Source organism: Actinokineospora auranticolor (assembly GCF_041897805.1).
Lineage (GTDB): Bacteria > Actinomycetota > Actinomycetes > Mycobacteriales > Pseudonocardiaceae > Actinokineospora > Actinokineospora auranticolor.
On the sequence record NZ_CP154825.1, the window covers coordinates 1,129,133 to 1,142,324 of the forward strand.

3 protein-coding genes and 3 rRNA genes are annotated in these 13,192 nt (G+C 66.3%); all 6 read left to right on the forward strand.

Going from position 1 to position 13,192, the window contains the following annotated elements:
• Positions 1 to 61 precede the first annotated feature (61 nt).
• The 6 genes from V5P93_RS05580 (at position 62) to V5P93_RS05605 (ending at position 13,180) form a co-directional block, all read left to right on the forward strand.
• Positions 62 to 3,610 (forward strand): FkbM family methyltransferase, encoded by a 3,549-nt coding sequence (locus V5P93_RS05580; protein WP_104482708.1) that lies wholly within the window; start codon positions 62 to 64, stop codon positions 3,608 to 3,610.
• A gap of 466 nt (positions 3,611 to 4,076) precedes the next feature.
• Positions 4,077 to 5,594: ribosomal RNA gene (locus V5P93_RS05585) — 16S ribosomal RNA — on the forward strand.
• Positions 5,595 to 5,958: 364 nt separating this feature from the next.
• A 23S ribosomal RNA gene (locus V5P93_RS05590) occupies positions 5,959 to 9,066 on the forward strand.
• A 118-nt stretch (positions 9,067 to 9,184) separates the two neighbouring features.
• Positions 9,185 to 9,301 (forward strand): 5S ribosomal RNA (gene rrf, locus V5P93_RS05595).
• Together the 16S, 23S and 5S rRNA genes form the textbook arrangement of a ribosomal RNA operon.
• Before the next feature lie 155 nt (positions 9,302 to 9,456).
• Positions 9,457 to 10,203 carry a type 1 glutamine amidotransferase gene (locus V5P93_RS05600; protein ID WP_104483614.1) on the forward strand — a complete coding sequence of 249 codons (747 nt, stop codon included), beginning with the start codon at positions 9,457 to 9,459 and terminating at the stop codon, positions 10,201 to 10,203.
• A gap of 4 nt (positions 10,204 to 10,207) precedes the next feature.
• Entirely contained in the window at positions 10,208 to 13,180 is a 2,973-nt protein-coding gene (locus tag V5P93_RS05605) for a bifunctional [glutamine synthetase] adenylyltransferase/[glutamine synthetase]-adenylyl-L-tyrosine phosphorylase (RefSeq protein WP_104483615.1), read from the forward strand.
• Positions 13,181 to 13,192 lie beyond the last annotated feature (12 nt).

Consider the following 13,192-nt stretch of genomic DNA (forward strand, 5'->3'; position numbering starts at 1 on the left):
GAGGTCAACTTCCCTCGACTGGGTGGCACACCCGGGCCCCAAGAGCCGTTAGGTTGGCGCGGTGCCCGACGTGTCCCCAGACGCCGCGACCACCCTCATCGCCTGTACGGCGGTGCCCGTCGCGGACCTGCCCGCCGCGCGGGTCGCGGCGCGGACGTTCCTCGACCACCACCCCGGCTCCCGGTTCGTCACGCTGCTCGTCGACGGCGAGGCCCCGGTCGACGGCGCCGGGAGCTTCGTCCGCCCCGCCGACCTGGGGCTGGGCGCCGACGAGTTGTCCGTGCTGGCCACCGGCCACACCGCGGCCGAAGCCTGCGCGGTGCTGCGGCCCCGCCTGCTGGAGTGGCTGCTCGACCGCGAACCGCACCCCGTGCTCTACCTCGACCCGTGGGTCCGCGTCTACGCACCCCTGACCGACAGCATCACCGCCGCGCTGCGCGAGGCCGCTGTCGTGCTCATCCCCAAGGTCTTGCGCCCGTTGCCCGCCGACGGTCTGCGCCCCGAACAGGCCGAATTGCTCGCTGCGGGCATCTACGACGAGGGTTTCCTCGCCGCGACCCACGGCGCGGAACCGTTCCTGCACTCCTGGGCGGAGGTTTGCCTCGCCGACCCCGCGCGCGCGGGTGCGTTCCTCGACGGCGCACCGGCTATGGTCGACCACCGGGTACTGCGTGACCCCGGGTTGGGCCTATCGCGGTGGAACGCCGCGCAGCGCCCTCTTGCCCAAGATGCCCAACGCCGCCTAACCGCAGGCGGGACGGTCCTGCGCACCGCCAACTTCGCGGGCCTCGATCCCGAGCGCCCCTGGCTGCTGACCGCGGACATCACCGACCACCCGCGGGTACTGCTTTCCGAACACCCGCTGCTTGCCCGCATTTGCACGGACTACGTCGCCGAACTCGACGAAGACACCCCGCAGCCCACTACACGCTTCGCCAAGCTCGCCGACGGCACGGTCTTCCCACCAACGCTCCGCGCCGCCTACCGCGCAGCGCGTGCCGGTAAGGACAAGCCACCGGCGGTAGACGCGGATCCGGCCGGGTTCCTGCGGTGGGCCTGTGCGGCATCCCCCGAAGCGCCGGACGCGACCAGATGGGCCGTCGCCGTCTGGCAGGACGACCCTGAACTGCGGAAACGCTATCCGGAACCCTTCGGCGAGGACTCCGCCGGCTACCGCGACTGGTGCGCCACCGACGCCGTCCTGACCGGTCGACTGCACCCGCGCGCGGTACCGGGACAACACGGCGTCGACGTGACCCTGATAGACCAGATCGGCGTATCCGTCGTCGGATCAGGCCCCTTCGCCGACCGGGTCAAACTGGCGGTCGAGGCCTCCGGGCTCCCCATCTCCGACGAACCGATCTACCCGGTGGTGCTGACCTGCAACGGGATCTCCGGCATCCCACGGCAACGGCACGTCATCGCCGTCCGCGACGAACTCGCGTCGATCCCGTTCCGCGTCGACGAGCGCTGGTTGGTCTGGCCCGCACCCGCGCCCGCACCGGACGGCGTGGCCACGCACATCGTCCCGCTACCCGTACCCGACCCGGGTGCCCGCGACGAGGTCGCCCGCGACGAGGCCCGGCACCGGCTCGGCATCGGCGACGAACCCACCTTCGCGGCCATCGCCGACCGCGCCGACGACGTCCTCGCCGCGTTCACCGCAGCCTTCCCCAACCGCGACGACGTGCGATTGGTGCTCCTGGTCCCCACGTCCGCCGCGCGCTCCGAGGAAGCCGAAAGGCTCCGATTGCGCGCCGCCGGGGACCCGCGCGTGCGGCTGGTCATCGACGAGTCCACGTTCCGCGCCGCGACCGACGCCGCGACCTGGGCGGTGTCCATCCACGGCCGCGGCCAGCCGGACAACGCCCACGCCACCAGGTGGCTCGCCGAGACCGCGTTGCGCGGCGTACCGACGATCACCATCACGGGCGGCACCGCCGTTGAGCTGCTAGGACCGGACTGCTGCGTACCGCTACCGGTCGACGAGTTCGCCGCGGACACCATGGTCGCGGGGGCCATCCGCGACCTGGCCGACGACAACGCCACCGCCGACAAAGTCGGTTCCGCCGCGCGCACCCACGTGCTCGAACACCTCTCGCCGACCGCAGCGGGCGCGGCGGTCCGTAGACGCGTGGAACTCGCCTACCGCAGTTGGCGCGCGGGACGCGCACTGGCGTCCGCGACCGAAGACGACCCCCTGCGCGCACTACGCGCCGCCAGGCACGCCTTGCACCGCCGACCGGACACCGAAGTCGGCTACAAGATCCCGATGGCGCCGCAACTACGACGCGCGGTCTTGCGCGTCCTGGCGCACTACGACGCCCACCTGACCTCCGTGCTCGCATCGCTCATCGACGGCATAGAGCGCACAGCGGTTGAGCTGGTCGAACGCCAGGAAAAACTCACTACGGCGGGTGCGGGCCTCGACGCGGACCTCTTGCGCGCAGACCTCGACCTGGTCGTGGAACGGATGACCCAACTCGGCAAGCAAGTCAGCGCTGCGGGCGAGGAAGTGGTCCGACTGCGCGGGGACGTCGCGGGGAACAGCCGCGAGGTCGGTGAGGTCGCCGCGCAGGTGCGCGAGGTGTCCGCGCGCGAAGTCGCGGGTATCGGCGTCGCGTCCGACGAGGTCCGGAGACTGACCGAGGCGCTGGCGGCGAACACGGCCAGGATGGACGCGCTGGAAGCCAGGCTCGCCAGCAGGCAACTGGAGTCCGAGAGCCGCGTCGCGCAGGGCTCGTGGGCCGCTGACCAGGCCCTACGCGCGACCGACGCACTCCGCCGGGTGATCGTCCGCCAACACGAACGAGTGGTTTCGGTCGACGTGCCGAGCGCCCCGGTGCTCTGCGACGCGGGCCTGCTCCGGCTCCCCGCGCAGGACAGCGTCATGTCGGCGGTCCTGTCGAGCAACGGCGTCTGGGAACCCGACGTCGCCGAGCTGGTCGACTCGCTCATCGAGCCCGACAGCGTCTTCCTCGACGTCGGCGCGTACGTCGGCTACCACGCGATCCGGGTGCTGAGCCGCCTCGGCACCAGCGGCACCGTGGTCGTCGTCGAGCCGGACCCGGACGCGGTGAAACTGTTGCGGCACAACGTATCCGAGAACGTGTCGGACCTGGTCGGCGAGCGCCTGCTGGTGCTGGAGGCAGCGGCCTGGGACGCGCAGGCCGAGCTCGTCGGCGCACCCGCGATGGGCGGCGGCTTCGGCGTGCGGCTCCAAGATCCGGAGAACGTGACCACGGACACACAAACCGAGTTCGCGGTCCAGGGCGTCCGGCTCGACCGCGAGCTCGACGCGCTGGAAGCCATCAAGGGGCAGCGGCTGTCGGTCGTGAAAGTGGACATTCCGGGCCTCGGACACCGGGCCCTGGCGGGTCTCGTGCGCCGTCTGCGCAAGGACCGGCCGAACGTCATCCTGGCCTTCGACGGGCCGCTGACCAGCGGTTTCGGCGATGACCCCGCGGTCGTCCTGCGCGAGTTCCGCACGTGGGGCTACGAGCTGGCGCGGCTGGGCGACGACCGCGCGAGCGAGGTCGACGAACTCCTCCCGGAGGTGTCCTCCGGGGTGCTGCGCACGCTGTGGCTGCGACCGGCCGCAGGGCGCTGACCAGCCGATTTGACTTCCGAATCGGCAACCCAGTAACTTTCTCCATGTCGCACGGAGCGCCGGACGGAACAGGACGCAAGAGCCTGGCGGGGACGGACTCGGAAGACGAACTCCAGGATCTGCTAAGGTTCCCGGAGTCAGAACTTCCACCGGGTCGAGCGGGTTGACACCGCGAAACGAACCGGGTAACGTTCTGCGGCGTTGCCAGGAAGACCTCCCAGCAAGGATCCACTGGATCCGGCGCGGGTCTGGTCGCTCTGGCGAACAAAAACTTGCTAGGCAATACCAGCCTCGGATGAGGTCGCCCTTTCCGGCGATGGATTTCGATGAGCGTGTGTTGTTTGAGAACTCAACAGTGTGCCGATTTAAGCCAGTAGAGCTTGAATGATAGAACCCCGATGTGGGTTCCTTTGAGATGAATTGATGCCAGTTTTGGTGTCTGTTTGTCAGGCAGCACTCTAAATCATCTTTGGAGAGTTTGATCCTGGCTCAGGACGAACGCTGGCGGCGTGCTTAACACATGCAAGTCGAGCGGTAAGGCCCTTCGGGGTACACGAGCGGCGAACGGGTGAGTAACACGTGGGTAATCTGCCCTATACTCTGGGATAAGCCTTGGAAACGAGGTCTAATACCGGATATGACTCTCCACCGCATGGTGGGGGGTGGAAAGTTCCGGCGGTATGGGATGAACCCGCGGCCTATCAGCTTGTTGGTGGGGTAGTGGCCTACCAAGGCGACGACGGGTAGCCGGCCTGAGAGGGCGACCGGCCACACTGGGACTGAGACACGGCCCAGACTCCTACGGGAGGCAGCAGTGGGGAATATTGCACAATGGGCGCAAGCCTGATGCAGCGACGCCGCGTGAGGGATGACGGCCTTCGGGTTGTAAACCTCTTTCAGCAGGGACGAAGCGCAAGTGACGGTACCTGCAGAAGAAGCACCGGCTAACTACGTGCCAGCAGCCGCGGTAATACGTAGGGTGCGAGCGTTGTCCGGAATTATTGGGCGTAAAGAGCTCGTAGGCGGTTTGTCGCGTCGGCCGTGAAAACCTGCAGCTTAACTGTGGGCCTGCGGTCGATACGGGCAGACTTGAGTTCGGTAGGGGAGACTGGAATTCCTGGTGTAGCGGTGAAATGCGCAGATATCAGGAGGAACACCGGTGGCGAAGGCGGGTCTCTGGGCCGATACTGACGCTGAGGAGCGAAAGCGTGGGGAGCGAACAGGATTAGATACCCTGGTAGTCCACGCCGTAAACGGTGGGTGCTAGGTGTGGGGACCATTCCACGGTTTCCGTGCCGTAGCTAACGCATTAAGCACCCCGCCTGGGGAGTACGGCCGCAAGGCTAAAACTCAAAGGAATTGACGGGGGCCCGCACAAGCGGCGGAGCATGTGGATTAATTCGATGCAACGCGAAGAACCTTACCTGGGCTTGACATGCACTGGAAACCGGTAGAGATATCGGCCCCCTTGTGGCCGGTGTACAGGTGGTGCATGGCTGTCGTCAGCTCGTGTCGTGAGATGTTGGGTTAAGTCCCGCAACGAGCGCAACCCTCGTTCCATGTTGCCAGCGCGTAATGGCGGGGACTCATGGGAGACTGCCGGGGTCAACTCGGAGGAAGGTGGGGATGACGTCAAGTCATCATGCCCCTTATGTCCAGGGCTTCACACATGCTACAATGGCCGGTACAGAGGGCTGCGAGACCGTGAGGTGGAGCGAATCCCTTAAAGCCGGTCTCAGTTCGGATCGGGGTCTGCAACTCGACCCCGTGAAGTCGGAGTCGCTAGTAATCGCAGATCAGCAACGCTGCGGTGAATACGTTCCCGGGCCTTGTACACACCGCCCGTCACGTCACGAAAGTCGGTAACACCCGAAGCCCATGGCCCAACCCGCAAGGGGGGGAGTGGTCGAAGGTGGGACTGGCGATTGGGACGAAGTCGTAACAAGGTAGCCGTACCGGAAGGTGCGGCTGGATCACCTCCTTTCTAAGGAGCACCTGCCATCACCTTCGGGTGGTGGGAGACCACGCTGCCAGCGAATGCCTGGTGGGTGGCGCTCATATGCTGTGGAACTACTGGACGAGCGAACGCTCCTCGGTGTCGGTCAGGGCTGCCAGTACTGCCGCTGTTCTTCGGAACGGTGTGCGTGGAACGCGGATGGTCGATGGTGGTGAGTGGTGAGTGTGTCGGTACACTGTTGGGTCCTGAGACAACACCCGTGAGGGTTTGCTCAGTGTCAGGGCCAGGGCGTCGATCAGACCGCCGCGTGGTGCGCGGGTCCGGTGGTCGTGGATGTGTTCTGGTGTCTGGTTGGTGTTTGAGAACTGTACAGTGGATGCGAGCATCTTTGTTGTAAGTGTGTAAGGGCATACGGTGGATGTCTAGGCATCAGGGGCCGATGAAGGACGTGGGAGACTGCGAAATGCCTCGGGGAGCTGTCAACCGAGCTGTGATCCGAGGATGTCCGAATGGGGAAACCCGGCACCAGTCATGTGGTGTCACCCGCACCTGAATATATAGGGTGTTGGGGGGGAACGCGGGGAAGTGAAACATCTCAGTACCCGTAGGAAGAGAAAACAACCGTGATTCCGTGAGTAGTGGCGAGCGAAAGCGGAAGAGGCTAAACCGTCGTCGTGTGATACCCGGCAGGGGTTGCGGTGGCGGGGTCGTGGGACCTTTCGGTCGGTTCTGCCGGACTGGCGCAGAGTAAGAAAACCATGTGTTAGGTGAACGTCTTGGAACGGGCGGCCGTAGAGGGTGAGAGCCCCGTAAGCGAAAACATGTGGTCTCTGGAGAGTGTTCCCAAGTAGCAGCGTACTCGTGAAATTCGCTGTGAATCTGGCGGGACCACCCGCTAAGCCTGAATACTTCCTGATGACCGATAGCGGACTAGTACCGTGAGGGAAAGATGAAAAGTACCCCGGGAGGGGAGTGAAAGAGTACCTGAAACCGTGTGCCTACAAGCCGTCAGAGCCTTGAGGGGTGATGGCGTGCCTTTTGAAGAATGAGCCTGCGAGTTAGTGCTGCGTGGCGAGGTTAACCCGTGTGGGGTAGCCGTAGCGAAAGCGAGTCCGAAGAGGGCGGTTGAGTCGCGTGGTCTAGACCCGAAGCGGAGTGATCTACCCATGGCCAGGGTGAAGCGACGGTAAGACGTCGTGGAGGCCCGAACCCACCAGGGTTGAAAACCTGGGGGATGAGCTGTGGGTAGGGGTGAAAGGCCAATCAAACTCCGTGATAGCTGGTTCTCCCCGAAATGCATTTAGGTGCAGCGTCGTGTGTTTCACCTCGGGGGTAGAGCACTGGATGGTCTAGGGGGCCTACAAGCTTACCGAAATCAACCAAACTCCGAATACCGGGGTGTGAGAGCGCGGCAGTGAGACTGCGGGCGATAAGGTTCGTAGTCGAGAGGGAAACAGCCCAGAACACCAGCTAAGGCCCCTAAGTGTGCGCTAAGTGGGAAAGGATGTGGGGTCGCCCAGACAACCAGGAGGTTGGCTTAGAAGCAGCCACCCTTGAAAGAGTGCGTAATAGCTCACTGGTCAAGTGGTCCTGCGCCGACAATGTAGCGGGGCTGAAGCGCACCGCCGAAGCTGTGTCACTCACACAAATACATCGCTGTCGTCCTTGAGATGACAGCCAGTGGTGTGGGTGGGTAGGGGAGCGTCGTGCAGCCGTGGAAGCCGCGGAGTGATCCAGTGGTGGAGGCTGTGCGAGTGAGAATGCAGGCATGAGTAGCGATAGGCGAGTGAGAATCTCGTCCGCCGAATGACCAAGGGTTCCTGGGCCAGGCTGTTCCGCCCAGGGTAAGTCGGGACCTAAGGCGAGGCCGACAGGCGTAGTCGATGGACAACGGGTTGATATTCCCGTACCCGTGTGGACGCGTCCCTGGTGAGGCCGGTGATACTAACCGCCCAAGGGTGTGGATGTCTTCGGACTGAATCATCTGAGCGCGGGATCTGATCCGGTAGTAGCCAAGCGATGGGGTGACGCAGGAGGGTAGCTCCGCCAGCAGTTGGTGTCTGGTGTAAGCGTGTGGCCCGAGCGATAGGCAAATCCGTCGCTCATGAGGGTGAGGCGTGATGCGTAGCCGAGTGAGGCGAAGTAGAGTGATCCCATGCTGCCGAGAAAAGCCTCTAGCGAGTGTCCGTGCGGCCCGTACCCCAAACCGACACAGGTGGTCAGGTAGAGAATACCGAGGCGTTCGGGTGAACTGTGGTTAAGGAACTCGGCAAAATGCCCCCGTAACTTCGGGAGAAGGGGGGCCGTCTGGCTTGAAGCTCCGTTGCGGGCTAGGGCTGGGTGGCCGCAGAGACCAGCGAGAAGCGACTGTTTACTAAAAACACAGGTCCGTGCGAAGTCGCAAGACGATGTATACGGACTGACGCCTGCCCGGTGCTGGAACGTTAAGAGGACGGGTTAGCTCTTCGGGGCGAAGCTCAGAATTTAAGCGCCAGTAAACGGCGGTGGTAACTATAACCATCCTAAGGTAGCGAAATTCCTTGTCGGGTAAGTTCCGACCTGCACGAATGGCGTAACGACTTCTCGACTGTCTCAACCACAGGCCCGGCGAAATTGCACTACGAGTAAAGATGCTCGTTACGCGCGGCAGGACGGAAAGACCCCGGGACCTTTACTATAGCTTGGTATTGGTGCTTGGTTCGGTTTGTGTAGGATAGGTGGGAGACTGTGAAGCGCTCACGCCAGTGGGTGTGGAGTCGTTGTTGAAATACCACTCTGATCGTACTGAGTGTCTAACCTCGGACCGTGATCCGGTTCAGGGACAGTGCCTGGTGGGTAGTTTAACTGGGGCGGTTGCCTCCCAAAGGGTAACGGAGGCGCCCAAAGGTTCCCTCAGCCTGGTTGGCAATCAGGTGTTGAGTGCAAGTGCACAAGGGGGCTTGACTGTGAGACTGACAGGTCGAGCAGGGACGAAAGTCGGGACTAGTGATCCGGCACTGGCTGGTGGAAGCGGTGTCGCTCAACGGATAAAAGGTACCCCGGGGATAACAGGCTGATCTTGCCCAAGAGTCCATATCGACGGCATGGTTTGGCACCTCGATGTCGGCTCGTCGCATCCTGGGGCCGGAGTAGGTCCCAAGGGTTGGGCTGTTCGCCCATTAAAGCGGTACGCGAGCTGGGTTTAGAACGTCGTGAGACAGTTCGGTCCCTATCCGCCGCGCGCGTTGGAGACTTGAGGAAGGCTGTCCCTAGTACGAGAGGACCGGGACGGACGAACCTCTGGTGTGCCAGTTGTCCCGCCAGGGGCATGGCTGGTTGGCTACGTTCGGAAGGGATAACCGCTGAAGGCATCTAAGCGGGAAGCTCGTTCCAAGATGAGGTCTCCCGCCCCCTTTGAGGGGTTAAGGCCCCCAGCTAGACCACTGGGTTGATAGGCCAGAGATGGAAGCCTCGTGAGGGGTGGAGTTGACTGGTACTAATAGGCCGAGGGCTTACAACGAAGAGGCTACGCATCCACTGTACGGTGTCTGAGACACCAACCACCCCCACCCCCCAGACCATGTCATGTGTGGTCTTGGTTGTGGTGGGGTCGAGGTTGATGATGTGTTTCATAGTGTTACGGCGGTCATAGCGGTGGGGAAACGCCCGGTCCCATCCCGAACCCGGAAGCTAAGCCCACCAGCGCCGATGGTACTGCACTCGTGAGGGTGTGGGAGAGTAGGACGCCGCCGGACTCATTTTCGCGATAGCCCCCTCACTTCGGTGAGGGGGCTATCGCCATTTCCGGGTCTTTTCGGTTTTCGGGTGCTGAAGCGGCTGACGGCTGCCTGCGGGCGATCTTGCTCGCCTCGGCGGAGCCGAGGCCAGGTCACTGGCATACGCTGCACCAGTGACCTCGGTACGAGTTCTGGTGCTCCAGCTCGACGACTCCGCTCCGCCCGCGCGCCTGGCCGACTGGCTGGTCGACGCCGGGGCCGACCCGCGGATCGTCCGACCCGACCGAGAACCTGTCCCGGACGACTACCGAGCTGTCGTGTGTCTCGGTGGTCCGATGGGTGCCAACGACGTCATCGGCCACCCGTGGCTGGCAGCTGTCCGCAGGCTCCTCAGCACCTGCGTCACCAACCGGACGCCGGTGCTGGCCATCTCGCTCGGTGCCCAGCTCCTCGCGGTCGCCACCGGCGGTGTGGTTGAGCCCGGTGCCGATGGACCCGAGGTTGGCAGCGGCCTGGTCGCCAAACGCGACCTGGGTTGGGCCGATCCGCTCTTCGCCGACCTGCCGCTCATGCCGGATGTCATCCAGTTCCACCGGGACGTCATTTCCCGGCTCCCGGTCGACGGGGCCCTGCTCGCCTCCGCGACCCGCTACCCCAACCAGGCCTTCCGCGTCGGGGCCACGGCCTACGGGCTCCAGTTCCACATCGAGACCACCCCGGACCTCTTGCTCTCCTGGGCGGAAGACGATCCGGAAGCGGCCGAGTTCGCCAGGCCAGGGGATCTCGAAACCGAGCGGCTGGCCGAACTGCACGCCGATGTCGAGGAAGTCTGGAAGCCGTTCGTGGCGCGGTTCGTGGGATTGGCGCGCGGCGAACTCGCGCCGGTCGAAAGCTCCCGGCCGCAGCTCCCGATGATCTGACGCCATGGCTGACCGCGCCCGATCGATCTCGTCCGCAGCCCGGTTCGGGCTCACCGACCCGCGCGCCGAGCAGGACCTGCGGGCCGCCGGGCTGTGGGGTGACTCGGGGCCCCAGCACGAGGTCATCCTCACCGCCCTGTCCCGCACCCCGGACCCGGACCTGGCCCTGCGCGGCCTGGACCGCATCCGGGAGTCCGCGCCGGACAGCTGGCCGGAACTGCGCGACGCTCTGGAGACCGACCGCAGGCTGCGGGGGCGGCTGATCGCAGTGCTCGGCTCGTCCAGCGCGTTCACCGACTTCCTCGCCGCGCACCCCGGGCAGTGGCGCAGGCTCGACGGCGGCGGCACCCCGGTGGAGCACTACACCCAGGCCCTCTACGAGGCGGTGGAAGCCGAAGGCGACCACCGCGTCGCCAAGGTGCGGGGCGCCGACGCCGTGCGCAGGCTCAAGGCCGCCTACCGCGGACTGCTGATGGAGGTCGCCGCCGACGACCTCGGCCACGTCGTCGAGTCCACCGCCGCCCGGTTCACCTACGACGAGATAGCCCGCCAGCTCAGCGAACTGGCCGACGCCGCATTGCGGGCGGCGCTCGCCGTGGCCTGGGCGGAGAGCGGCAGCTCGGGTTCGGCGCGGGTCGCGGTCATCGCGATGGGCAAGTGCGGTGGCCAGGAACTGAACTACGTCAGCGACGTCGACGTCGTCTTCGTCGGCGACGGGGACCTCGCGGTGGCGACGCGGGTCGCCAGCGCGCTCATGCGGGTCGCGGGCGAGGCCTGCTTCGAGGTCGACGCGAACCTGCGCCCCGAGGGCCGCAACGGCGCCCTGGTCCGCACCCTCGACGGACACGGCACCTACTACAAGCGCTGGGCCAAGACCTGGGAGTTCCAGGCCCTGCTCAAGGCGCGGCCGGTCGCGGGTGACGCGGAACTGGGCCAGGGCTACCTCGACACCGTGAGCCCGATGGTCTGGCACGCCGCGAACCGGGACAACTTCGTCCCCGAGGTGCAGGCCATGCGCAGGCGCGTCGAGGACCACGTGCCGTCCGAACTCGTCGACCGCGAGCTGAAGCTGGGCCGCGGCGGGCTGCGCGACGTCGAGTTCGCCGTGCAGCTGCTGCAACTGGTGCACGGTCGCACCGACGAGCTGCTGCGCCTCGGCTCCACTGTGGACGCCCTGGCCGCGCTCGGCGCGGGCGGGTACGTCGGCCGCACCGACTCCGCCGAACTCGCCGACTCGTACCGGTTCCTGCGCACCCTCGAGCACCGGCTCCAGCTGCAGCGGCTGCGCCGCACGCACCTGTTCCCGGCCGACCAGGAGACCGACGAGCTGCGCTGGCTGGCCCGGGCCAGCGGCATCGGGCCCGAGCGCGGCCGCACCGCCGCCCAGGTGCTGCAGTCGGACTTCCGCAGGCACGCCAACCGGATCCGGCGGTTGCACGAGAAGCTGTTCTACCGCCCGCTGCTGGAGGCGGTCTCCCGCGTGCCGACCGAGGCGCTGCGGCTGACCACCGAGGAGGCGCACGCCCGGCTCGCCGCGCTCGGCTACCTCTCCCCGCAGGGCGCGCTCCAGCACATCAAGGCGCTCACCGAGGGCGTGTCGCGGCGCGCGGCGATCCAGTCCGCGCTGCTGCCGGTGCTGCTCGACCTGCTCGGCAACACCCCCGACCCGGACGGCGGCCTGCTGGCGTACCGCAAGGTGTCCGAGGCGCTGTCCGGCACGCCCTGGTACCTGCGCGTGCTGCGCGACGAGGGTGCCGTCGCCGAGCGGCTGGCGACCCTGCTCGGCACGTCGAGGTTCGTGCCCGACCTGGTGGTGCGCGCGCCCGAGGTGCTGCGGATGCTGGGCGACCCCAAGGAGCTGACCTCGCGCGACCCGGCCGAGGTGGCGGGGTCGCTGCGCGCGGCGGTGCGCAGGCACGGGTACCTCGGCAACGCCGTCGCCGCGGCCCGGTCGCTGCGCAGGCACGAGCTCCTGCGGATCGCGTGCGCGGACCTGCTCGGCTTCACCGACGTGCTGACGGTGTGCGCGGGGCTGTCGAGCGTGTGGGGCGCGGTGCTGCAGGCCTCGCTGGAAGCCGTCGACCGGGCGGAGGCCGCGGCGGCGGGGGGTCACCTGGCGACCGTCGCGGTGATCGGGATGGGCAGGCTCGGCGGCAGCGAGCTGGGGTACGGCTCCGACGCCGACGTCATGTTCGTCTGCCAGCCCGCGCCGGGGGTGTCCGACGAGGACGCGCTCAAGTACGCCGGTCGGGTCGCCCAGGCGGTGCGCAAGCTGCTGGGTTCGCCGAGCCAGGACCCGCCGTTGCAGGTGGACGTCGACCTGCGGCCGGAGGGCAGGCAGGGGCCGATCGTGCGCACGCTCGAGTCCTACCGCGCGTACTACGCCCAGTGGGGTGAGGTGTGGGAGGCGCAGGCGCTGCTGCGGGCGCGCCCGGTCGCCGGTGACGCGGAGCTGGGGGCCCGGTTCATCGCGATGATCGACCCGATCCGGTACCCCGGGGGCGGTCTGGACGCCGCGCAGGTGCGGGAGATCCGGCGGATCAAGGCCCGGGTGGACACCGAGCGGTTGCCGCGCGGCGCCGACCCGGCCACGCACACCAAGCTCGGCCGCGGCGGGCTCGCCGACATCGAGTGGACCGTGCAGCTCATCCAGCTGCGCAACGCGCACGCCGTACCCGACCTGCGCACGACCTCCACCATGGACGGTCTGGCCGCGGCGGTCGCCGCCGACCTGCTCACCCCCGACGACGCCGAGGCACTGCGCTCGGCCTGGCTCCTGGCCACCCGGGTCCGCAACGCGGCGACCCTGGTGCGGGGCAAGCAGGCCGACCAACTCCCCACCCACGGCCGGGAACTGGCCGCCGTAGCCGCCGCCATGGGCACCGAACTGACCAAAGACCCAGGCCAATTCCTCGACGACTACCGCCGCACCACCCGCCACGCCCGCGCCGTAGTCGAGCACGTCTTCTACGACTGAGTTGTCCACAGG